The sequence below is a fragment of the Candidatus Sordicultor fermentans genome (assembly GCF_012728195.1).
GTDB classification, from domain to species: Bacteria; Atribacterota; Atribacteria; order Atribacterales; family Caldatribacteriaceae; genus Sordicultor; species Sordicultor fermentans.
In genome coordinates, this window is record NZ_JAAYFP010000198.1 from 1 (window position 1) to 22,008 (window position 22,008).

At 41.1% G+C, this 22,008-nt stretch carries 22 protein-coding genes and 1 pseudogene; 4 read left to right on the forward strand and 19 right to left on the reverse strand.

Annotation, left to right across the window (positions count from 1 at the left end; all coding sequences use genetic code 11):
* Positions 1-255: 255 nt before the first annotated feature.
* The 3 genes and pseudogenes from GXZ17_RS09740 to GXZ17_RS09750 all read right to left on the reverse strand — a co-directional run bounded on the left by GXZ17_RS09740 (position 256) and on the right by GXZ17_RS09750 (position 3,510).
* Positions 256-793 (reverse strand): annotated as a pseudogene (locus GXZ17_RS09740) (ISL3 family transposase).
* A 101-nt stretch (positions 794-894) separates the two neighbouring features.
* Positions 895-2,232, reverse strand: a complete 1,338-nt coding sequence (locus GXZ17_RS09745) for an asparagine synthase-related protein (RefSeq protein ID WP_409377093.1) — start codon at positions 2,230-2,232, stop codon at positions 895-897.
* Between the two features lie 15 nt (positions 2,233-2,247).
* Entirely contained in the window at positions 2,248-3,510 is a 1,263-nt protein-coding gene (locus tag GXZ17_RS09750; RefSeq protein WP_409377094.1) for a uroporphyrinogen decarboxylase family protein, read from the reverse strand.
* A gap of 202 nt (positions 3,511-3,712) precedes the next feature.
* On the opposite strand from GXZ17_RS09750, the gene GXZ17_RS09755 reads away from it, so the two are divergent.
* Together GXZ17_RS09755 and GXZ17_RS09760 are read left to right on the forward strand one after the other, a co-directional pair.
* Positions 3,713-4,246: a PsbP-related protein gene (locus GXZ17_RS09755; protein WP_409377095.1), complete on the forward strand. Its 534-nt coding sequence runs from the start codon at positions 3,713-3,715 to the stop codon at positions 4,244-4,246.
* A 54-nt stretch (positions 4,247-4,300) separates the two neighbouring features.
* Positions 4,301-4,939 (forward strand): SGNH/GDSL hydrolase family protein, encoded by a 639-nt coding sequence (locus GXZ17_RS09760; protein WP_409377096.1) that lies wholly within the window; start codon positions 4,301-4,303, stop codon positions 4,937-4,939.
* On the opposite strand, the gene GXZ17_RS09765 is transcribed toward GXZ17_RS09760, so the two are convergent.
* The 6 genes from GXZ17_RS09765 to GXZ17_RS09790 are packed head-to-tail and all read right to left on the reverse strand — an operon-like array spanning position 4,936 to position 9,859.
* Entirely contained in the window at positions 4,936-5,175 is a 240-nt protein-coding gene (locus tag GXZ17_RS09765; RefSeq protein WP_409377097.1) for a hypothetical protein, read from the reverse strand. The two genes, GXZ17_RS09760 and GXZ17_RS09765, sit on opposite strands and share 4 nt — an antisense overlap.
* 6 nt (positions 5,176-5,181) lie before the next feature.
* On the reverse strand, positions 5,182-5,889 hold the full coding sequence (locus GXZ17_RS09770; RefSeq protein WP_409377112.1) for an ABC transporter ATP-binding protein: 708 nt from the start codon (positions 5,887-5,889) through the stop codon (positions 5,182-5,184).
* A gap of 14 nt (positions 5,890-5,903) precedes the next feature.
* The gene (locus GXZ17_RS09775; RefSeq protein WP_409377098.1) at positions 5,904-6,686 is read right to left on the reverse strand and encodes an ABC transporter ATP-binding protein; all 783 of its coding nucleotides are present in this window, start codon (positions 6,684-6,686) and stop codon (positions 5,904-5,906) included.
* Positions 6,670-7,731 carry a branched-chain amino acid ABC transporter permease gene (locus tag GXZ17_RS09780; RefSeq protein WP_409377099.1) on the reverse strand — a complete coding sequence of 354 codons (1,062 nt, stop codon included), beginning with the start codon at positions 7,729-7,731 and terminating at the stop codon, positions 6,670-6,672. Before GXZ17_RS09780 ends, GXZ17_RS09775 begins: the two co-directional genes overlap by 17 nt.
* Positions 7,732-7,735: 4 nt before the next feature.
* The gene (locus tag GXZ17_RS09785) at positions 7,736-8,629 is read right to left on the reverse strand and encodes a branched-chain amino acid ABC transporter permease (protein WP_409377100.1); all 894 of its coding nucleotides are present in this window, start codon (positions 8,627-8,629) and stop codon (positions 7,736-7,738) included.
* A gap of 54 nt (positions 8,630-8,683) precedes the next feature.
* The gene (locus GXZ17_RS09790; RefSeq protein WP_409377101.1) at positions 8,684-9,859 is read right to left on the reverse strand and encodes an ABC transporter substrate-binding protein; all 1,176 of its coding nucleotides are present in this window, start codon (positions 9,857-9,859) and stop codon (positions 8,684-8,686) included.
* 493 nt (positions 9,860-10,352) lie between these two features.
* Here GXZ17_RS09790 and GXZ17_RS09795 point away from each other — a divergent pair, with 493 nt between their 5' ends.
* On the forward strand, positions 10,353-11,483 hold the full coding sequence (locus tag GXZ17_RS09795; protein WP_409377102.1) for an MFS transporter: 1,131 nt from the start codon (positions 10,353-10,355) through the stop codon (positions 11,481-11,483).
* Positions 11,480-12,670 (forward strand): MFS transporter, encoded by a 1,191-nt coding sequence (locus GXZ17_RS09800; RefSeq protein ID WP_409377103.1) that lies wholly within the window; start codon positions 11,480-11,482, stop codon positions 12,668-12,670. Before GXZ17_RS09795 ends, GXZ17_RS09800 begins: the two co-directional genes overlap by 4 nt.
* A gap of 7 nt (positions 12,671-12,677) precedes the next feature.
* Here GXZ17_RS09800 and GXZ17_RS09805 read toward each other — a convergent pair whose 3' ends face one another.
* From GXZ17_RS09805 to GXZ17_RS09850, 10 genes are all read right to left on the reverse strand, one after another.
* On the reverse strand, positions 12,678-12,929 hold the full coding sequence (locus tag GXZ17_RS09805; RefSeq protein WP_409377113.1) for a TM1266 family iron-only hydrogenase system putative regulator: 252 nt from the start codon (positions 12,927-12,929) through the stop codon (positions 12,678-12,680).
* Positions 12,922-14,397, reverse strand: a complete 1,476-nt coding sequence (locus GXZ17_RS09810; RefSeq protein ID WP_409377104.1) for an FGGY-family carbohydrate kinase — start codon at positions 14,395-14,397, stop codon at positions 12,922-12,924. The genes GXZ17_RS09805 and GXZ17_RS09810 overlap by 8 nt, the downstream gene beginning before the upstream one ends.
* A 1-nt stretch (position 14,398) precedes the next feature.
* Positions 14,399-15,244, reverse strand: coding sequence for an RnfABCDGE type electron transport complex subunit B (locus tag GXZ17_RS09815; RefSeq protein ID WP_409377105.1), 846 nt, complete (start codon positions 15,242-15,244; stop codon positions 14,399-14,401).
* 9 nt (positions 15,245-15,253) lie between these two features.
* Entirely contained in the window at positions 15,254-15,829 is a 576-nt protein-coding gene (locus GXZ17_RS09820; RefSeq protein WP_409377114.1) for an electron transport complex protein RnfA, read from the reverse strand.
* A 5-nt stretch (positions 15,830-15,834) separates the two neighbouring features.
* The gene (gene rsxE, locus GXZ17_RS09825) at positions 15,835-16,434 is read right to left on the reverse strand and encodes an electron transport complex subunit RsxE (RefSeq protein ID WP_409377106.1); all 600 of its coding nucleotides are present in this window, start codon (positions 16,432-16,434) and stop codon (positions 15,835-15,837) included.
* Positions 16,431-16,988, reverse strand: a complete 558-nt coding sequence (locus GXZ17_RS09830; protein ID WP_409377107.1) for an RnfABCDGE type electron transport complex subunit G — start codon at positions 16,986-16,988, stop codon at positions 16,431-16,433. The genes rsxE and GXZ17_RS09830 overlap by 4 nt, the downstream gene beginning before the upstream one ends.
* A 12-nt stretch (positions 16,989-17,000) precedes the next feature.
* Entirely contained in the window at positions 17,001-18,008 is a 1,008-nt protein-coding gene (locus tag GXZ17_RS09835; RefSeq protein WP_409377108.1) for an RnfABCDGE type electron transport complex subunit D, read from the reverse strand.
* A complete protein-coding gene (gene rsxC / locus GXZ17_RS09840) occupies positions 18,005-19,330 on the reverse strand; it encodes an electron transport complex subunit RsxC (RefSeq protein ID WP_409377109.1) in 1,326 nt (441 codons plus the stop codon). The genes GXZ17_RS09835 and rsxC overlap by 4 nt, the downstream gene beginning before the upstream one ends.
* A gap of 23 nt (positions 19,331-19,353) precedes the next feature.
* Positions 19,354-20,700, reverse strand: coding sequence for an acetyl/propionyl/methylcrotonyl-CoA carboxylase subunit alpha (locus GXZ17_RS09845; RefSeq protein ID WP_409377110.1), 1,347 nt, complete (start codon positions 20,698-20,700; stop codon positions 19,354-19,356).
* Positions 20,701-20,712: 12 nt separating this feature from the next.
* Positions 20,713-22,008 (reverse strand): TrkH family potassium uptake protein (locus tag GXZ17_RS09850; RefSeq protein ID WP_409377111.1); only part of this gene is annotated, 1,296 nt, incomplete at its 5' end.

Sequence of the window (22,008 nt, forward strand, 5' to 3'; positions counted from 1 at the left end):
ACCGTCGGAAGCATTATAGTTCTCCCCAACCGCCGCCCAGGGAACCTTAGATGGTCCGGTATCATAGCGAAAATCTGAAGGTTTGTTAGTCATTCGTTTCCTCCTTTTTTCGATTTTTTAGAGGAGAGCCTCTGTTTTTCTTTAATTGAGGGCTTCTCCTTGGTTTCTTTTAGCTGGTCTCTTCTTAAGAGTATTTAATACTAATTTCATTTTATATTTCTAAAGTAAGTTTGTCAAGCTACCGAGGGCTCTATGTCAAATTGTGTGGAAACATTCTCTTCGTGGTATAAATCCCAGTAACATCTTTCTCCAGTACACCTCCACATTTCCCAGTCCATAAGATATCCTCTTTAGCATCTTAATCTTAGTATTACAGCCCTCCGTATAGCCATTAGTAGTTCTATTATGGAAATAATTTAAAATAGGTTCTCTCCATTTCTTTAGAGTATTTCCCCATCTAACTAATTCAGCATCATCGGCTACTTTAAGATTGAAAATGATGTTATCTAAAATCTTAGTGGCTTTTTCTCTATCAGTTTGCCGATATAGTTCTCTAATCTTCTCTTTAGCCCAGTAGAAACCCTGTAGAGTAGGATACTTACCCAAAAGATCGTCTACTTTCTGTTTGTTTTCTTGAGAGAGCTTCTCTCTACCGATGAGGAATATCTTCTTGGGTATCTTTACTTTCCTCTTCTGGTATACATCCTGTTCTATTCTTCGGGCCTCATCCATTCTCTTATTGGCGAGAGCATACATGAAAAGCATCAGCCACTACCTGAGCTTTAGGAAACAAATCTTCCGCTAATTTCTTAAGACTCTGTTTTAAGTCGAGAGATTAAATTATTACTCAGGGAGCGCCATTTTATTCCGCATCCTGAACTAATTTTTAAACTTTTATTCTTTAACTTTCGTTCTTCCCATCCAGGACAAATCCTGTAGTTCCCCAAAAAAATCCCGAAAGATACGATAATACATCAATTCTTCTTTGCTCCTGAGCACCCAGTCATTGGGAAGAACTCGCTCTTTGCCAAAATCTTCGTCAGTAATATTCTCCTCAGCATACTGATAAAGTAATTCCTCTACCCCGGCACCCTGCCAGAATTTGGATTTCTCTCTCCATAATATTTCTTCCGGTAATAAATCTTCCACTGCTTTTCTCAGAATCCATTTTTCTACCCCGTTTTTTATCTTTAAGTCAACTGGAATCTGAAAGGCATAATCTACTATTTCTTGATCTAAAAAGGGAACTTGAGCCACTATCCCATGAGCAGAGGCACAACGATCTACTCTCTGCAACGCCGTATTATGAAGACTAAAAGTTATATCTCTCAACTCCTGAGGTAATCTGTCCTTGTTCAAAGATTTTAGATAATCATAGCCAGCGAAAAGCTCGTCTCCGCCCTCACCAGAAAAAACCTCCGGAACATAATCAGAAGCCAAATTGGCTACCATATAATTAATAATACTGGAACGAACCAGAGGAGCATCAAAAGATTCCAGATGATAAATAACCTTAGGTAATACTTCTAACATTCCTTCTAAATCTACTACTATCTCTCTATGTTCTGAGCCAATAAATTTAGCCATTTCCCTGGCATAATAAAGGTCCGGAGCATCCTCTACTCCCACGGAAAAAGTATACATTTTTTGCACTCTCGGTCGAGCTAAACTTGCTACAACGCTAGAATCGAGACCCCCGGAAAGCAAAGAACCTGCTGGGTTACTTTTGATTCTCTTTTTTACTGCTTTACTAAGTTTGTCACGAAGTTTTTGAGCTACAATCCTCAGTTCTCCCCGAAAAAGAGGCAGCTTTTTCCAGCGAAAATAAGGATTGACTTTTTCTTTATAAAAAAAGCTTCCCGGAGGCATTTCTTTTATTTTTCTTCCATAAGACAAAAGTCCTTTTACTTCCGAAGAAAAACAAAGATCTCCTCTTTCATTAAATATATAATAAAGAGGAGCCACTCCTATATAATCTCGCTTTAACTCCGGCTCTTTTTCTCTTACCCGTGCCAGCGCGAAATGATCGGTCCCTCTATCATCTTTTACCATCTTTTCTTTTTTCCATCGGGCAAGCGATGGCTCATGGAGAGCGGGCCACACCACTCCTAAAGTCGCCTCTTTTAATTCTAAAATTGCTTTACCTTTCAGACCTCGATGAGAGATCTTATTTAGCATTTTTTCTACTTCCTTTTTCTTTCCTGGAGCAAAAATTCCAGTAATACCAGCCAAAATAATTTTACCTCCTCATCTATATTCATTTATTGCTTCAAATAGGGCTAATAAGTTTTCCTCAGGTATATTAGCCTGAATATTATGGACTGTAGCAAACACAAATCCTCCACCAGGTTTAAAGGTTTTTATCAACCGCTCTACTTCCTCTTTTACCTCATCTGGAGCTCCAAAAGGAAGAGTTCTCTGCGTGTCTACTCCTCCACCCCAGAAAGTAAATTGATGTCCAAAGTCTTTCTTCAGATTTTCAGGATCCATCTTAGCTGCAGATATCTGCACCGGGTTTAAGATATCAAAACCCGCTTCTTTTATATCAGGTAGTAGGTCATAAACTGAGCCACAGGTATGGATAAAAGTTTTCCAGGTGGTGTTGTGATGAATCCAGTTATTAATTTTTTGATGAAAGGGCTTAAATAACTTTCTATACACCTCCTGGGAAATAAAAAGGCCATTTTGCGAACCAAAATCAGTTCCTGAAACCACTATTACCTGGATTTTCTCTCCCACTGCCTGATGAAATAACTCTAAATTTTGCAAGCCGATATCAGTAATGTGAGAAAAAACTTCCCCGATGAAGTCCTGACGAGTCAGAAGAGATACGTACCATTCTTCCACATCTCTAATTCCCCGAGGATCCGGCAAGGCTGAACCAGGAACGTAAGCAATATCTCCCAAATTAATTCCCGGAACCCCACTTGACACTATACTATACTCGGTTTCCTCATAGAGCTTCTGAGCTTCACTCTCATAATAGCGAAGTTCTTCTTCAGAAAGTAAACTGTATTCTTCTATTTGATCTTCTACTTTCAACTCTTCCTCTCGGAAGGGCTTTTGCCTGATAATAGCATCGTGGTAAAAACCGCCCCGGGGCATTTTAGCTGAGGGAGAAAGAGTACTATCCCCCCGGGGGTATTGATAAATGTTACCTTCTGAGTCCGGAGTAGTGTTAAACTTTTCCGGCACTAAAAGGGGGGTGCCATCAAAGAAAGTCCAAGGCTTCCAGTTTTCATTCTTAAATCCAAAAAAATTATAGAGAGAGAGAAGAGGAACGGTATCTATTCCCAGAACCTTTCGCAACTCGTCATCCACTTCTCCCAGCATCTGGAAAGGATCAATTACTTTCACCGGCTCTTCCGGCTTGATTAACCCCAGAGCTACCTTTAGTTTGTGCAAGCTGGAAACATGAATTCCGGTAATCAAGGTAGAACCTAAATCCAGGGGAACCTTATCTGGTTCCCGATGGGAAAGAGAACTTATCACTCGTTCTCGAGACGTCATATTCTTTCCTCCTTTTATATTCTTTATTTCTTTAATTATAACTAATATTTTCAAATAGATTATACAAGAATAACGTACAGCTTAACATTAAAAATAAAAAGATGAGAAAAAACTAAAATAAATTATGCTGGAATTTAACTATGAAGAACAAAACATATTTATAAAATGATATAATTTAGAAAAAGCCTTCTAGGAGGAAAATGTGAAGAGGTTCTATTTTCTCTTGGTTTTGAGCATATTAGTTACATCTTTCTCTCCTCTATCCTTTGCTCAAGAAAGTTTGACAACTTACATTTCTTCGGCAGGATTCTCCCTCACTTTTCCCCCTGATTGGGAAGTCTATAATCCTCCTTCTACTCCCAATCCCTATCTTGTGATGTTAGGCCAAGACTCAGAAGCCCAGGTCGGGGTCACTTTAGAATATTATAATTACTCCTCATTGGAAGATTTCTTTAAAAAAGTAAAGGAGGAAGTAAATCAATTCCCGGGAATAGAAATAATCTCTCAGGGAGGAGAATCCATCAACGGAGCTCCTAGCTGCTGGTTTACCTATACTTTCTTGGTTTCCTCAGAGCCTTCTGCTTCTCAAGAACCCTTTCAGGCTATTATTTATCTTTTTTCCCAGAGCAATAATTTTTTCCGCATAATTTGTCTGACCAAAGAAAGCCAATTTAATGACTATTTGAACACTTTTCAGGCTATTGCTCGCAGTTTCACTACTTCGGTAGGAAATTAAGAGTGTTTTATAAAAAGTTATAAAACTATATAAAAACTAAAGAGGAGCAAAAAAATGGAAAAAGAAGGGGCAAAACGTATACTTTGTTTTGGAGATTCCCTGACCTGGGGTTGGGATCCTGAAACTCAAGAGCGCTATTCAGCAGGTTCTCGCTGGACTACTATACTGCAAAAAAACTTGGGGGAGAGCTACTGGATAATAGAAGAAGGGTTAAACGGGCGCACCACCATCTGGGATGACCCCATTGAAGGAAATAAAAACGGGAGAAGACATCTCCCCATATTACTGGAATCCCACCGACCTCTGGACTTATTAATTATAATGCTGGGAACCAATGACCTGAAGGCCCGCTTTCAAGTTACTGCTCTTCAGATCGCTCAAAGCGCTGGAACTCTGGTAGAAATAGCAAAAAGAAGCAATGCTGGAAGAGGAGGCAATTCTCCTTCGGTTCTTCTTATTTCTCCTCCACCTTTAGGAAAACTTGCAATATGGCAAGAAGAGTTTGGAGAGGGAACAGAAAAATCTCAAAATTTGGCTCGTTATTACTCTTACTTTGCCCAGGTTAATCAGTGCCACTTTTTTGATGCTGGAGAAGTAGTTAAAACCAGCGATATAGATGGCATCCACTGGGAAGTTGCTGCAAACCAACAATTTGCTGAAGCACTAACAAACAAAGTAAAGGATATCCTTTAAGAGAAAATATTAGTTGTCCTTAAACTTTCTCTATCTTCGCAATTACCTCCACACTTTTCTCCACATTTTAGGCATACCAGATCATCCAGTATTTTATTTTCCTCTTCCGGGCGAAGATAGCGTTCTCTCACTCTTTTATCCTGTATCCAGGGAAGCTTTTTTAATTTCTTTTCGTAAGGGGTATTATATACTTCCTGGATTCCTTTATCTCGATATTTTTCCCTTTTTATCGCCATGTTTTTTTATTCCTCCCCGAGATAGGCTTTACGTACTTTTTCATTTTCCAGAAGTTCTTTTCCCCTTCCTTCGAGAACCACAGATCCGGTCTCCAGAACATAAGCATAATGAGCTATCTGCAAAGCGGCTTTGGCATTTTGCTCTATTAATAGAATAGTGGTTCCGTTCTGGTTAATTTCTCTGATAATATTAAAAATTTCCTTCACGAGAAGTGGAGCTAAACCCAGAGAGGGTTCATCCATCATCAAAAGGTGAGGCCGAGACATCAAAGCTCTGGCTACCGCGAGCATTTGTTGTTCCCCTCCACTCAAAGTACCTCCTTTTTGCCTCACTCTCTCCTTTAAACGAGGAAAAATACGAAAAATCCAATCCAGATCCTCTTTAATTTCCTCTTTATCTCGCCGCGTGTAACTTCCTAAAAGCAGGTTTTCCCAAACAGTGAGATTAGGGAAAATCCTCCTTCCTTCCGGGACCATAGCCAGCCCCATCTCCACAATATGATGAGCGGATTCTCGAGTGATGTCTATACCCTGAAACTCTATTTTACCCTGCCGAGATCTCACTAATCCTGATACAGTCCTCAATGTAGTACTCTTGCCTGCACCGTTTGCCCCAACTAAAGCTACAATTTTTCCCGCCGGAACTTCAATGTTAATTCCTTTAAGAGCGTGAATACCACCATAGAACACATGAAGATCTTCTATTCGGAGCATTAAGTCGTTTTCCATCAATCTTCTACCCCCAGATAAGCCTCAATAACCCGGGGATTATTCCTTATCTCCTCTGGCGTACCTTCAGCTATTTTCATTCCAAAATCCATCACTGCTATTCGCTCACAAATTCCCATTACTACTTTCATATCATGTTCAATCAGAAATATAGTAAGATTAAAATCGTCTCGCATCTTTTTGATAAACTCCATCAGTTCTCGAGTTTCTTGAGGATTCATTCCCGCTGCTGGCTCATCTAAAAGTAAAAGAGAGGGATGAGTAGCTAAAGCTCGGGCGATCTCCAAACGTCTTTGTTCTCCATAGGGCAAAGATTGAGCCTCTTCTTTTGTAACATCAGCTAATCCCACTGCCTCGAGAAGGTCATAAGCTTCTCTCCTTATAGCTTTTTCTTCCCTCCAGTAAGAAGGAAGACTGAACATAGGAGCTAAAAAAGAGCTTTGTAAGCGAACATGGAAAGAAACCAGAACATTTTCCAGGACGGTCAAATTTCCAAAGAGACGAATATTCTGAAAAGTGCGAGCAATGCCAACAGTGGTAACTAAATCGGGGGAAAAGCCGGTGATATCTTTTCCCTGGAAAATTACCCGACCCTTCGTGGGACGATACTGCCCGGTAATCAGGTTAAACACTGTAGTTTTACCTGCTCCATTGGGCCCAATTAAACCTACCAGGTCTCCAGAGAAAAGTTGCAAAGAAAAGTCACTAACTGCTACCAGCCCGCCAAAAGCAACAGTAAGATTTTCTAAAGAAAGAAGGGGCTCTTTATTTTTCACTTTCATTTCTTCCTTTTATTCGGTCAATGATAAGCTGCCAGGAAATTTCTTTGTCACCAAATAATCCCCGTCGATAAAAAATCATCATGACTACTAAAAGAACGGAAAATACTACCATCCTCATTCCCGGTATTCCGGGAAAAGTCCATGCCCCGATAGTGATAGGAGCCTCCACTTCTCGCAAAATCTCCTGCAAAAAAGCAAAAATAAAAGCAGTAACCACTGACCCTGTGATACTACCTAATCCCCCCAAGACGATGATAATCAGTAAGTTAAAAGTCATAGTAAAAGTAAAAAGAGAAGGAGAAACAGTGCTGATTAAGGTTACAAACAATCCTCCTGCCACACCGGCAAAAAATCCGCTTAATACAAAAGACAAAAGCTTATGACGGAAAAGATTCACCCCCATAGCCTCTGCTGCTACTTCATTTTCTCTGATGGCTTTTAAAGCCCGGCCAAAGCTTGAGTTCACGAGACCCTTAATCATAAACACCGACCAGAAAGCCCAGTTTACCGTCCACCACAGGTTAGTATATTCCGGTATTCCTTTAATTCCCAGAGCTCCATTAGTTAAAGGAATAAAGTTGTTGGCCAGAACATTAATGATCTCCCCAAAACCAAAAGTAGCAATAGCTAAGTAATCACCTCGTAAGCGAAGAGTGGGAATACCAATCAATAAAGCAGCAAGAGCAGCAGCTACACCTCCTAAAAAAAGAGCTAAAAGAAAAAGATGAGAAGGAAAAGAAAAAGAATTAAAAGGCCAGATAAGAGGTTGCAAAAAATAAACCTGTTCTTTTTGCACTAAAGGGAGCATTAAGATAGCTACAGTGTAACCACCAATAGCCATAAAGCCGTTGGGCCCCAAAGAAAACTGTCCGGTAATCCCATTAATTAAATTATAGGCCACTGCTGCTACTACGTAAATACAGGCGGTATTCAAAATGCGAATCAAATAGGTATTTAGATATCTCTCTGCTAAACTTACTCCCAACATTAAGACTGCAAAGAGAAGTAAAGTTAAAATTAAATCTCTTTTTTCTTCTCTTCCCATGCTACTATACTTTCTCTTTCAGGGTTTCACCCAGAATCCCACTGGGTTTAACCAGCAAAAATATGATTAATATAGTGAAGACAAAGGCATCTCGATAACCAGATAAACCGGGGAAAAAGGCCACGATCATAATTTCTGTCAATCCAATTATAAAACCGCCTACCATGGCTCCCACTACATTGCCAATTCCTCCTACTACTGCCGCAGTAAATGCTTTCCAGCCCGGAAAAGTGCCCATTAAGGGGTTAATCTGAGGATATTTACAAGCCCACAGTACTCCGCCAATCCCGGCTAATGCCGAACCTAAAGCAAAAGTATAAAGAATTATCCTATCTATATCTACGCCCATCAGGCGAGTGGTCTCCATATCTTTAGATACAGCTCGCATAGCCATTCCCATTTTAGTTCGGTAAACCAGATAAAGCAAAACAAGAAGAACTGAAACACTGATGATAGGCACCCAGAAAGTCACCCCCTGTATACGAGCACCAGCTAAAATATAGACATTTTTCATAAGCTCCGGGCGAGGAAAACCTTTAGGACGAGCACCAACAGTTACCAGACCCAGATTTTCAATGAAGAAAGAAACTCCCACTGCAGTTATAAGAGCAGAAATACGAGGAGCATCACGTAGAGGACGATAAGCTATTCTTTCAATACTCATTCCCACTATAGCACACAGTGCTACTCCTATTATTACTCCCAGCCACCAGGGGAGAAGAAAAACTCCTATCATAAAAAAAGAAAAATAAGCTCCCAGCATAAACACATCGCCGTGAGCAAAGTTTATAAACCCTAAAATGCCATAGACCAGAGTATAGCCTATGGCTAAAAGGGCATATAAACTTCCTAAGGAAACTCCATTCATTATCTGCTGAAAAAAAGAGACCCAGGTCATGGCCTAAGTTATATAAGTACCAGGTAACTGTTAAGGTTACCTGGTACTATTAAATCAGTATTCAATAGTAGTCACAAACTTGAAGACACCATTTTCCACTCTTTTCACCACTATAGGTTTCTTGTTGTCTCCGTCGACAATAGTAGCCACTCCAGTTATAACTTCCAGGTTTTCAGTATCTTCCATGGCATCGCGTATTTTAACCGGATCTAATTCTCCCGCTCTTTTTATGGCATCTAAAATAATAACATAAGAATCACCGCCCAAAGCTTCAAAAGCGCTGGGTTCTCTACCGTGTTTCTCCCGGTATAAGTCGAAGAACTTCTGTCCTATTTCAGTTATCGCCTGAGTGGTATCAGCATGAGCAGTGAAATAAACCCCCTCTACTGAATCTCCACCGATGCTGACCAATTCCGGTGCATCTGCCCCATCTGCTCCTAAAATCATCCCTTCATACCCTAAATCCCGGGCCTGCTGACAAATCAGAGCAGTTTCAGTGTAATAATTAGGGACATAAATAACATCAGGATTAGCGTTTATAATGGTAGTAAGCTGAGCGGAAAAGTCCTGGTCTCCACTTCTACAATTTTGCTCGCTTACCACTTGTCCTCCTTTTTCTATAAAAGCATCTTTAAAGAAGTTGCCCAAAGCTACACAATAGTCTTGAGCAATATCAGATAAAATAGCTGCGGTCTGGGCTTGAAGCTCACTACGGGCAAACTGGGCAGCTGCTTTAGCCTGATCATCATCCCGGAAGCAAGCCCGGAATACAAATTTTTTCCCCTGAGTAACCAGAGGACTGGTAGCACTGGCAGAAATAACCGGAATCTGTTTTTCTTCACATATTGGGCCTACTGCTAACATACTACCACTTATTGCCGGACCAACCATAACTACCACTTTTTCATAATCTATCAAGCGAGTGGCAGCATTGGCCGACTCTACCCGGTCACTCTTATTATCCACTAAAACCAGCTCCACTTTTTTCCCCAGAACTTCATCTCCTACTACTTCTTTAGCAATGTTTACCCCTTCCCAAATCATCTGTCCATAAGCTGCTACTCCTCCAGTAATTTCCAGGTTAGCTCCAATTTTCACTGTTTCTTGAGCTAACACTATTCCGGAAAAACTCAAAACTAAAAGGAAAACCGTGAATAAACTGATTAATCTTCTCAATTCTAAAATCCCCCTTTCAAGAATTTTGGTAAAAACTTGCCATAAAATTACCATTGCACCGGCTCCTTGTCAAGAAAAATCGGACTCCATATGCTACAGAAAGTGGAAAAAATGTCAAAATATTTGAAATACGAGATAATTAAAGCCGGTTTTTGGTCAATTTCATATTTCATGTATCAAGGTTCTATCAGTAAAATTTTTACTTTTTCTTAAGCCTCCTCTCTTAATTTCCCGAGAATTTGGCCTTTACTTCTACTATTCCGTATTTTCACCTCCGGCGGCCAAACTCAGGTAAATACTTTTCCATTCAAAGAAAAGGGAAATTTTCCTTATTTCACCCCCGCAATACCCTTAATAAGAGTATTTTTCTGAATTCTCACTCTCTCCAACACAGTGTTTCTTTTTGGGCGCTTTTTTCCTACATTTTATTATAGTAGAGCCACCGAAACCTTGAGTTTATATATTACCATGATAAAATTATATAAACCTACCAAATTTATTAGCAGTAAACAAAGATTGATATTAGAAGAGAGGAAAATAAAAACTTATGCTTTTTCTTTCTCACTTTTTAGCTGATTTTTTTGCCTCTTTCCCTTCACCGCTCAGCCCCTATTTTATAGGAGTATATGGAGTTGATTCTCGAACTATAGCTATGGTTATCGCTACCCTATCTCTTTTGAGCTCTCTCAGCCAGATTTTCTTTGCTACCCGACCTCTGTTTCAAAAATCAGAAGTACAATTTTATATTTCCCTTTCTCTTTTAATATTACCCTGGTCTCTCATTCCTTTTTCTTCTCACATCTATACCCTCTTCCTTATCCTTGTTGTAGCTTTTTTAGCCAACGCTTCTTTTCATCCTCAAGGTGCGGCTCTCTCTGGTGAAAGTGGCTCTCAAGGGATAACTTTGTTTGTCTCTGGAGGCATTGCTGGAGCTGCCCTAGGCCCTATTTTCATCACCTGGATAGTGAGCAGTGGAGGCATATCTGGAATAGTGCCTCTAACTTTAGGGATCTGGATATGCTGGACTATTCTGTTTTTGATAATCTTGAGAAAAAGAGATTATAATATATCTTCCTCTATTCCCAGGCAAAAATTCTCCCTTCAGTTTTTTCTTCCCTTGCTGCCTATCTGGATAATGGTGAGCATCCGTACTTTTTTCACTGATATTTTCCATACTTTTGTCCCCATTTATTTAAATTTTCAAGGATATAGTTTAGTAATGGGAGGGATGTTACTCTCTGGAGGAGTAATGTCCGGACTTTTAGCTAACTCGATAGGAAGTAGAATAAGGACACAGTTCAATAATCGATTAGTAAATTTGCTATCTTTTGGAGGGTTAGGTGTGGCTATTTTAATTTTTACCCGGGCGGAAGGAATTATTTCCCTCACCCTGTCTTACCTCCTGGCTGACTTTTCCTCATTTTTGAGCATGAGCACCAACGTCTGCGAAGCTCAAGACCTATTTCCTCAACATCGTGCCTTTGCTTCTTCAGTAGCTATGGGTCTATCCTGGGCTTTTGGACATTTTCTGCATCTTCTTTATTCCTCTCTACTGGGTAATCAAGTAACTCTGGTGATTGAGAGCGCTGGCTTTTTCTCTTTAGGAATGACTGTCTTTCTTCTTCTTTTTCCTTCTTTCTTTCAAAGAAAAGCCTACTGCGGGGTTGAGAGTAGTTGAGAATATTACACAACTGGTCAAAAAAAAGGGGTTCTACAAACTTTTTTATATTCTTAAGCATTGCTTTCGCTTCTAATTTTATTTTTGCCTTAACCTCAGTTCTCTTTTCCATCTTTGCCACAGATATGGGTTTTTCTCCCCCGGAAGTTGGTTTGGCTATATCTGCTTTTACCGCAGGGTCTTTAATAGGTGCTCCCTTATGGGGGAAAGTGGTAGACAAATTTAGCAAAAGAAAAGTAACTCTTTTGATCAGTCTTTTAGGACAAGCTCTTTTTTGCCTTCTCATTCCCCTGATGCAATGTTTATTGGGTCTAGTAATAGTGCGATTTTTCTTTGGATTCTTTATGGTAGCTCAGGCTTTGACCCTTAATGAGTTAACAGTCAAAATAGAGGAGGAAGAAAGGAGAAGTAAAGAGATATCAGCTATCAATGTTGCCCGAGCAGCAGGCTACTCCTTAGGTTGTCTTTTAAGCGGATTTTTAGGAGACCTTCATCCTAACTCCAGTTTCTATTTAGGAAGCTCGGTGGTCATTCTGATTTTCTTCCTTACTTTTTATCTTCAGGAGGAAACGGGCAAAGCCGTCCCCTTCTCTCAGGAAGATAATCCCGCCAAACACTGGATTTTGCAAAAAAGAGTTGCTCTTTTTTACTTCTCCATTTTTCTTCGTTCTACCGCAGTCAACGGATTATCTTATTTCTTACCCCTTTTCTGGAAAAATATGGGTCAAACCACTGCTCTCATCGGCTCGGTCATTGCTATTTCTAATTTAGCCCAATTATTTTTCTTCCCCCTGAGCGGAAAACTAAGCTCCCGGTCAGATCAGATGGCTTTCCGATCCACCCGCTTTGGGCTTTTACTAACCGTTATTCCTTTCCTTATTGCTCCTTTTTTTCATCAAGGAGTATTAATCCTTCTTCCTCAGTGTATTTTGAGTATCAGCTGGGCATTCTTTTACATTGGGACTATTCTTTCCCTTCGCTCTTTCGTTCCTCTACAGAAACAAGGAGAAGCTTTAGGATGGTTAGAAGTAGCCCTGAACTTAGGAGGCATAGTGGGCCCCAATCTTTTTGCTTTTTCTCTCTCCTCTTTTAACAATAACTTTCCCTCTGCTTTTTTCTCTCTTTCTTTTTTACCGCTCATAGCTTTCTTTATTTCCAGGAAAAACGAAAAGAACTTTCTTTCCTGATTGAAACTCAAGAAGAGGAAACCAGAGCCGATTTCACTTTCACCCCCGGGATACTCCCTAATTTACCAGTTAAAGCTCCCAGCTCGTCTGTGCTACCATCTACAATTAAAGCAATTACCGAGACATTCCTTTCTCGATAAGGAATACCCATTCTCCCCACGATTAGCTCTCCAAACTCTCCCAGAATTTCATTCACCCGCTCAGCCTGCTTTTCTCGATCGGTAACTATTATCCCTACCACTCCTACTCTATTATCTATCATATAGAACTCCTAATTTTTCATTGATTTCTCTCAAGTCTTTTTCCACCTCCACATACACTCTAAACCATTTTTCTAAGCTTTCTTGCCACTCCTTTTGAGGTTCAAACACTTCTCTAACGCGGAAAGTTTTTTGAAAAGCTTCTTCAAAATCTTTATAGACTCCGGCACCTAAACCAGCCAAAAGAGCAGCACCCCGGCAACTTCCTTCTCTATCCCGGGGAACAGGGATATTTTTATCCAGAGTAGTGGCTTTTAACTCCATCCATGCTCTATTTTGAGTTCCTCCTCCTACATTAGCGGTTTCTTTTATTCGAAAACCTAAATTTTTTTCCATTTTCTCCCAGATATTTCGATATTCAAAACATAAACCCAAAAGAAGACCCAGGATTAATTCTTCTCTTTCTGCACCCCCTGTGAGATTCAAAAATGCTCCCTTTGCTCCCTCATAATCTCCCCCCAGAAGATAAGGGAAAAAGATAGGAACACGAGGAGAAAAATGAGGAGAAAGATTTTCCAGAAAGGCATAATCTTCCTTTAATAATCTCAATATCCAATCAACAGCATAGCCCCCACTATAAATCCCGTTCATGGCATAGTAATAGGGGTAAGCCACATGATGTCCCCAGGAGAAAGGCTTTTCTTCTCCAGATGGAGAAAGAGAAGGCAAATTTTCCAGGGCCATGGTTAGAGACTCAGTGGTTCCAGTAGAGATTAAAGCTCTCCCCTCTCTGTATACCCCCACCGAAAGAGCGGCACAGAGATGGTCATGCCCCCCGGTTACTACCAGTGTATCAAGAGATAAGCCACAGTCTCTTGCTACTTCCTCTCTCACTGTTCCCAAAACTACCCCTGAGGGATAAAGAGGCGCCATATCTTTTGCTGATAATCCTGCTCGTGCTAACATTTCTTCCCACCAGCATCTTTCTTTCTGTCGGAAAAGCATGGTACGAGAAGCCAGGGAATAATCAAAAGAAGGAATCCCGCTAAAGTAGAAGAGAATAAAACCAGACATAGAAGTCCAGAATTTGGTTTTCTCAAAAGCCTCTTTTTCTCTTTCTCGATGCCAGAACAACTTATAGAAAGAATATATATGGTAGGGATAAAGGCCGCTAATCCGATAAACTTCTTCTTTGTCTAATTCTATTTCCCGAAAGTATTTTTCTGTGCGATTATCGTACCAGGGAATACTTCCACCCACCGGTTCTCCATTTTCACCCACTTTAACCAGTACTTCAGCATAACTGGATACACTGAGAGCTATAATTTCTCGCCTTAGTTCCCCGGAGAATTGGCTGATAGCCTGTAAAATTTGGTGTAGAATTTTCTGGGGGTGATATAACTCTCCCTCCTCATCAGGAAAAAGAGGAGTAGGAAAGCTTCTCTCCTCCTTTATCTCTCCATCGTGGTTATAAACCCGCAATTTAGTATTAGTGGTTCCTACATCTATCCCTAAAAGCAAAGCCACTTTATCCTCCAACTTTCGCTTCTAATTCTTTTTCTTCCAGAACGAGTTCATTTCCCACCCATATCAAACACTTGGTAGGACACTTCTCTATACAAACTCCGCATAAATTGCATTTATCCCGGTCTATTTTTATTCTTCCTCCCTCCAAAGTTATAGCTCCCTCCGGGCAAGACTTCACACATATACTGCATTTTATACATCCCTTCTTACAAGACTGCCTGGTCTCCCGGGGGGAAGCCAGAGAGACACAAGCTTCTACCACTTGTTCTCGAGCAGGAAGAAGGGTAATAATAGAACGAGGACACTCCTCCACACATTTTCCACAACCAGTGCATTTATCCTCAATAATTATGGGTAATCCCTTTTCTTCGTCCATAATCATAGCTTCAAAAGGACAAACTCTTACACAGTTTCCAAAACCTAGACATCCATAGCGGCAACTTTTAAAAGAATTACCCAGAAGGTGAGCAGCTTTACAATCTTTCAATCCCTGGTAAGCTGCTACCTCTCCTGCTACTTCTCTTGCCCCTTGACAGAGAAGAACAGCTTTCTGCGCTTCCCGATGAGAGTCAACTTCTTTCCCCACTAAAGCGGACAGCTCAGCCCACACTTTTGGCCCTCCTGCGGGGCAGGCATCAGGAGGAGCTTCTCCGGCAACAATTTTCTCTGCCAGATTAGAACACCCTGGAAAGCCACAAGCTCCACAATTAGCTCCGGGAAGAATCTCCTCTGCCTTTTGCACCAGAGGGTTGACTTCTACTGCAAACTTTTGAGAAAACCAAGCCAGCATTACTCCAAAAATCAGGCTCAAAACCCCAATAAGAACAGTGGGCATTAGAATATCCATATCTACCTCCTATTTCACCAGGCCCTTAAAGCCCATAAAAGCGATAGCTAAAAGACAAGTGGAAATAAAAACTATGGGATAACCCTGGTAAAACTGCGGAACTTTAGAAAATCTCAGTTTTTCCCTGATTCCAGCTAAAAGCAGCAAAGCTATCGTAAACCCTAAGGCTACACCTATACTATATACCACTACTTGAAGAAGATTATAATTATAGTCTACTCCAAAAAAGGTAACTGCTAAAATAGCACAATTAGTGGTAATAAGAGGGAGATATATGCCCATGGCCTGGTATAAGTTAGGCACCGTTTTCTTGAGAATCGCTTCTAGTAATTGCACTAAAACAGCAATTACTAGAATAAACACCATAATCTGGAGATATTCCAACCCCAGAGGCACAAAAATAAAGTTCCACAAAGCCCAAGTAGCTATAGAAGCTAAAACCATGACAAAGGTAACTGCCATCCCCATCCCCAGGGAATTCGCCACATTAGAAGACATCCCAATGTAAGGACATAGCCCGATATAGCGAGCTAAAATGATATTATCTACCAAGGCAGCACTGATAAAAATTTTGAAAAGGTCCATAGCACTCATAGATTATCCCTCCGATGGAAATGATTTAGCAAAGCAATGTAAATACCAATAAGAAGGAAAGCTCCGGGGGGAAGAATCATAATCATCATGCCCTGGTAAGAAGAAGGAAATATTTGGTGGTAAAAAAATTGCCCGTAGCCGAAAAGTTCTCTCACCACACCAATGGCTGCGATTACTAAAGTGTACCCTACCCCCATTCCCAGAGAATCAGCTATCGTCAATATCACTGGCTTTCGAGAGGCAAAAGCTTCTGCCCGAGCCATAATAATACAGTTAACTACAATCAGAGGAATGAAAACCCCTAAAGCCTCAGAAAGGGCAGGGAGATAGGCTTTCATCACCAGATCCACAATAGTAGTAAAAGTAGAAATTACCACAATGAAGATGGGAATACGAACTTCATTGGGAACAAAATTTCTTATCGCCGATATCACCAGGTTGGATCCGGTTAAAACAAAAATAACTGCCGCTCCCATAAAGAGGCAGTTTTCCAGCCTCACCGATACTGCTAATACTGAGCATAAACCAATCATCAGGCGTAAAACGGGGTTTTCTCCCACAATGCCATTTTTAAAACAATCCCAAAACTCCTTCATTGCTCTCTCACCTCCTCCCAGTAACTTGCTAAACCCTGACAAGCCCGGACTATAGCCCGGGTAGAAATAGTGGCTCCACTTATAGCCTCAATATCTCTGTTGATTTCGAAGGGATCAATTAAAGACTTACCAATAAATTGATTTAGAAAATCAGCGCTTTCAATATTAGAACCCAGTCCTGGAGTTTCTTGATGTTCTAATACTTCCATTCCCGTAAGTTTTCCTTCCTCAGAAATCCCTACCAAAAGTATAATTGGTCCGCCATATCCTGAAGTGCTCACTCGAAACACCAACCCTTCCCTCTTTCCTTCTTGTAGTGCTTCATAAACTTCTAAAATGGAAAGGTCTTTGATGGAATCTTGTGCTTCGGGCAGAGTTTCCCACTTTTTGAACTCTTGAGCAAAAGGAGCAATCCTTTGCAAAGCTTTCTCCAGTTCCTCTTCTGACCTTCTCTCAATTTCTTTTTGCGTAACAGAATTTACTACCGCTAAAGCAAAAACAGCTGCAACACAAACCACAGTTAAAGAAAGAGCAATTCTCCAGATATTTTTCATATTTTTTCCTCCTTAACCATTTGATTTTTTTACTCCAAATCTCGGAGGAAGAAGATAATCTAAAAAGGGAACCAGCGCATTCATGGTAAGAATGCCAAAAGTAACTCCCTCAGGGTAGGCCCCTAAAAGACGAATGACCCCCGTAATAGCTCCGGCTCCCAGACCAAAAATATAGCGACCTTTTGAGCTAATAGGAGAAGTTACATAATCTGTAGCCATAAAGCACGCTCCCATGATTGCTCCCCCGCTTAAGATATGAAAAAGAGCGCTTTGCCCTCCCAGAATAGCCACACAAGAGAGACCAACAAAATAAGAAAGGGGAATATCCCAGTGCACCACCCCTCGCCACCACAGATATAAAAATCCGATGAGGAGGAAAAGCGCAGAAATCTCTCCAATAGAACCAGGAACCTGCCCCACGAAAAGACGCCACAAAATACGAGGATCTGCTTGATGCAATGAACTATAGCCATACATTTGAGCAATACTGAGAGGTGTAGGAGTGGTAACCATCTCCACTCCCGAGAAAGTTGAAGCAGCACCGCCTCCGGAGAAGCCAGAAAAACCAAAAGGAGCGCTCACCCACCAGGTAGACATAGCCTTCGGCCAGGAAACCAACAAAACTGCTCTTCCTACCAAAGCGGGGTTAAATATATTTTGCCCCAGACCTCCAAACATTTCTTTCCCCAGGAAAATAGCCGCCCCTCCTCCCACCAGAGGTAACCAGAAAGGCGCGGAAGGAGGAAGAGATAAGCCCAGAAGCAAACCGGTAATCACAGCACTTCCATCAGTAATAGAGAGAGGTTTCTTAAAAATCTTACAATTAAGAGCTTCAAATCCTATCGTGCTCCCCACAGATAAAAGAATAGTTAACAAAGTAGAGGAAACTCCAAAAAAATAGATTCCCCAGATAGTAGCAGGTAGAAGCGCCAATACTACTTGCCTCATTATCCAGGGAACAGTGGTCTCGTCTCGGAGATGAGGCGAAGAAGTGATAACCAATTTTAATTCTTCATTCATTGATTTCCCCCCTTTCTGGAACGACGCATAACTTCTGCTTTAGCTAACCTGATAAGATGAGTAAGAGAAATGTTGGAGGGACAAACGTAAGAACAGGCTCCACATTCCATACAATCCAGCACCCGCTGGTCTCTGGCCTCATCAAAAGCCTGATACTCAGAAAATTTGCCCAGCATTGTGGGAAAAAGGCGCATAGGACAGGCATCTATGCATCTCCGGCAACGAATACAAGGATATTCTTTTTTTTCATAGAGATTGCTCAAAAAGACAAACCCAGAAGTTCCTTTCACCACTGGAACTTGCAGAGAGGTTTGTGCTACCCCCATCATCGGTCCTCCCATAATCACTTTTTTAGGAGTTTCCACCCATCCTCCACAAAAATCCACGAGGTCCGATAAAACAGTTCCCAGAGGTACTTGAAGGTTTTCTGGACTTTTAAGACACTCTCCGCTTAAAGTTATAACCCGCTCTATAAGGGGAAGACCTTCTTCAGCCATCCTTCCCACTGCCCAGGCAGTTTGCACATTGTTTACCACCACTCCCACATCGAGGGGTAATCCTCCAGGAGGAACTTCTCTTCCCAGAATAGCAACAATCAACTGTTTTTCTGAACCCTGAGGATATTTAGTAAGAAGAGGAACTACTCGAGCGGGGAAAGGAAGGTCCTTTACTAATTTATCAAATTTTTCTATAGCCTCAATTTTATTTTCTTCGATTCCTATAAAAACTCTTTCTGCCCCACAAGCTCTCACCAGAACTCGCAAGCCGGTCAAAATAGCAGATGATCTCTCTATCATCACCCGGTAATCGCAGGTTAGATAAGGTTCACATTCTGCCCCGTTTAAAATAAAAGTGTCAATTTTTTTACCTGGAGGAGGAGAAACCTTCACATGGGTGGGGAAAGCTGCCCCCCCCAAACCCACCATCCCTCCCTCTCTAATCCACTCCCGGAGAAAAGCGGGGTCTTTATTCTCAATATCACAGAGAGGATCCTTCCTTTCTTCTTCCCCTGAACCATCATTTTCTATGGTTAGGGCAGGAAACCTCCCCAGTAGAGGATGGAAATAATCTTCTATCCCGGCTACTTTACCAGCCAAGGGAGAATGCAGAGGGGCAGAAATAAAAGCTTCTACATCAGCAATTTTCTGTCCTCTTTTTACCCTATCACCTTTTTTTACTAAAGGTGATAGGGGAGCACCAGTGTGCTGAAGAAGGGGTAAAACCACCCGCGAAGGAAAAGGAAATTCTTTAATAGGTTTTGTTGCAGTAAATTCTTTAAAAGTGGGGGAGTGGATCCCCCCAGGGAAAGTATTAAGCCTCATAAATTTACTCCTCCTTTAATATTTTAATATTCCTCCAGATTTTCCTCTATTAATTTGGTATGTAAATTACCGGTCATAAAGTCTCGGTTTTGCAAAATTTTCATATGGAAGGGAATAGTAGTGGAAACACCTTCTACCGCAAAAGAATGCAAAGCTTCTCGAGCCCTGCGGATGGCAAAATCCCGATCACAATCCCATACTATCAATTTAGCTAAAAGAGAATCATAATAAGGAGGAACTTCGTAACCGGAGTAGCAGTGAGAATCTACCCTGATTCCTGGCCCTCGAGGAACATCAAATCGAGAAATTTTGCCGGGAGAAGGAGAAAAGTTATGGGCCACATCTTCTGCATTTATTCTCATCTCCAGAGCATGTCCTCGTAAAGAAACTTCTTCCGGGGAAAAAGACAGCTTCTCCCCTGCTGCAAGGCAAATCTGCTCCCTTACTAAATCTATCCCTGAAACCATTTCTGTAATCGGATGTTCTACTTGAATACGAGCGTTTAATTCCATGAAATAAAAAGAACCGTCTTCAGTTACCAGAAACTCTACTGTTCCGCAAGTGGTGTAGTTCAGCACTTCAGCTACTTTTATTGCTGCCTCCCGCAATTTCTCTCTCGTCTCCTCAGTCAAGAAGGGGGCAGGAGCTTCTTCTAAAATTTTCTGTTGCCTCCTTTGTAGAGAACATTCTCTTTCTCCCAGATGAGCCACTCTTCCTTCCTTATCTCTTACAATTTGCACTTCCACATGCCTCGCCTTAGTCAAGAGCTTTTCCATATACACTTCTTCGCTGCCAAAAGCTAATTTTCCCTCCCTTTTCGCACTTTCTAAAGCCCCTGCCAGTTGACCAGGCTCTCTTACCACCCTGATTCCTCTCCCTCCCCCTCCTCGAGAAGCCTTGAGAAAAAGAGGATAACCTATTTCTTCTGCTATTTTCCTTGCCTCCTTCTCATCTTTTAAGGGCTCCCTAGAGCCAGGAACCACCGGTATTCCAGCTTCTTCTAGAATTCTTTTAGCCTGTAATTTATCTTTTATCCGTTCCAGCAAATCCGCGTCCGGCCCAATAAAAGTAATACCTTTTTCTTCTAATTTTCTAGCAAATGCACCGTTTTCAGATAGAAAACCGTAACCAGGATGGATAGCATCAACCTCAGTTAACTCACAAGCACGAATAATTTTCTCTTCGTTCAAATAGGTGTCTTGAGGTAAACTTCCTCCTAAAGCTACTTTCTGGTCTACAAACTTTAAATGTAGAAGATTATAATCCGGGTCAGAAAATACCCCCACTGTTTTGATTCCCAGCTCTCTGCAGGCTCGCACTACCCGGAGAGCAATTTCTCCTCGATTGGCTATCAATATTTTTCCGAACAAAGTTTTAACCTCCTAAATAAGAATCCTATCTTCCGGATAAGTGATTAAATCTTTTTCCCGGGAGGGCCGCAACATTACGAGAGTCATAATCCCCACTCTTCCCACATACATAGTGATGATAAGCAAAAATTTACTGAGATCTAAAAGACCGGCTGTTATTCCTCGAGAAAGACCCACTGTTCCGAAGGCAGAAAATACCTCAAAACAAATGTCCAGAAAAGGAGCGGGTTGAATAACCAATAGAACCATAATCACTCCAAAAACCAGGAAGAAGGCTAAAACCACCACGCTTATAGCCCGGAATACCGTTGCAGGGGCTACTCGGCGATGGAAAAATTCCACTTTATCTCCCCCTCTTACTATATTCATTACTACCCCCAAAAGCAAGGCAAAAGTGGTAGTTTTCACCCCTCCCCCTGTTCCTCCCGGAGAAGCACCAATAAACATAAGTAACATTATAAGAAAAGCAGAAGCTTCTCGCAAACCAGCAGTAGGAACAGTATTAAAACCAGCAGTGCGGGGAGTCACAGCTTGAAAAAGACCGGCCATTATTTTCCCCCCCGGGGGAAGTTCAGCCAGAGTGGAAGGATTACCCCATTCTAAAAGTAAAATTAAAATGGTCCCTAGAGAAATTAAAAATAAAGTAGTCCTCACTACCACCTTAGAATGAAAACTCGACAAACCACGCTTTTCCACTATTTCTCGAAGTACCACAAAACCAAGGCCTCCCAGTATTATGAGTCCCATAATTGTAAAATTAACTACTGGATCCAGAACAAAACCCTCCAGATTGCTACTGAATATTGAAAAACCAGCATTACAAAAAGCAGATATAGAGTGAAAAAGAGCAGGAAAAATAGCTTCCCCTGGTGTAAAGTAACGCAAAAAGTTAAGAAAGAGAATCATAAAACCTATTCCTTCGATTAAAAAAGTATATTTCAAAACGGAAAGAACAAAACGTACCACTCCTCCTGGAAAATCCAGGCTAAAAGAGTCACGAATAGCTAATCGAGTTCGATATTCAATCCTCCGCCGGAGAGCTAAGGCTAAAATAGTATTTAAGGTCATATACCCCAGCCCTCCAATCTGAATGAGCACGAGAATCACCAGTTGTCCCCAGAAGGAAAAAAAGGTAGCCGTATCTACCACTATTAAACCAGTAACACAAGTAGCAGAAGTAGCAGTAAATAAAGCATCTATGAAACGCAATTTATTTCCCGGGTTCACCATAAACGGCAAAAGCAGAACAAATGTTCCACTCAAAATGATAAGAATAAAACCTGAAAGTATTAAAGTAGCAGGAGAAAG

What these genes read in the sequence shown, in the direction of transcription:
- GXZ17_RS09750 (WP_409377094.1), bottom strand. Translation starts at nt 3,510, where the DNA reads ATGACGTCTCGAGAACGAGTGATAAGTTCTCTTTCCCATCGGGAACCA.
- GXZ17_RS09760 (WP_409377096.1), top strand. Translation starts at nt 4,301, where the DNA reads ATGGAAAAAGAAGGGGCAAAACGTATACTTTGTTTTGGAGATTCCCTG.
- GXZ17_RS09765 (WP_409377097.1), bottom strand. Translation starts at nt 5,175, where the DNA reads ATGGCGATAAAAAGGGAAAAATATCGAGATAAAGGAATCCAGGAAGTA.
- GXZ17_RS09770 (WP_409377112.1), bottom strand. Translation starts at nt 5,889, where the DNA reads ATGCTCCGAATAGAAGATCTTCATGTGTTCTATGGTGGTATTCACGCT.
- GXZ17_RS09775 (WP_409377098.1), bottom strand. Translation starts at nt 6,686, where the DNA reads ATGAAAGTGAAAAATAAAGAGCCCCTTCTTTCTTTAGAAAATCTTACT.
- GXZ17_RS09780 (WP_409377099.1), bottom strand. Translation starts at nt 7,731, where the DNA reads ATGGGAAGAGAAGAAAAAAGAGATTTAATTTTAACTTTACTTCTCTTT.
- GXZ17_RS09785 (WP_409377100.1), bottom strand. Translation starts at nt 8,629, where the DNA reads ATGACCTGGGTCTCTTTTTTTCAGCAGATAATGAATGGAGTTTCCTTA.
- GXZ17_RS09790 (WP_409377101.1), bottom strand. Translation starts at nt 9,859, where the DNA reads ATGGTAATTTTATGGCAAGTTTTTACCAAAATTCTTGAAAGGGGGATT.
- GXZ17_RS09795 (WP_409377102.1), top strand. Translation starts at nt 10,353, where the DNA reads ATGCTTTTTCTTTCTCACTTTTTAGCTGATTTTTTTGCCTCTTTCCCT.
- GXZ17_RS09815 (WP_409377105.1), bottom strand. Translation starts at nt 15,244, where the DNA reads ATGGATATTCTAATGCCCACTGTTCTTATTGGGGTTTTGAGCCTGATT.
- GXZ17_RS09820 (WP_409377114.1), bottom strand. Translation starts at nt 15,829, where the DNA reads ATGGACCTTTTCAAAATTTTTATCAGTGCTGCCTTGGTAGATAATATC.
- rsxE (WP_409377106.1), bottom strand. Translation starts at nt 16,434, where the DNA reads ATGAAGGAGTTTTGGGATTGTTTTAAAAATGGCATTGTGGGAGAAAAC.
- GXZ17_RS09830 (WP_409377107.1), bottom strand. Translation starts at nt 16,988, where the DNA reads ATGAAAAATATCTGGAGAATTGCTCTTTCTTTAACTGTGGTTTGTGTT.
- GXZ17_RS09835 (WP_409377108.1), bottom strand. Translation starts at nt 18,008, where the DNA reads ATGAATGAAGAATTAAAATTGGTTATCACTTCTTCGCCTCATCTCCGA.
- rsxC (WP_409377109.1), bottom strand. Translation starts at nt 19,330, where the DNA reads ATGAGGCTTAATACTTTCCCTGGGGGGATCCACTCCCCCACTTTTAAA.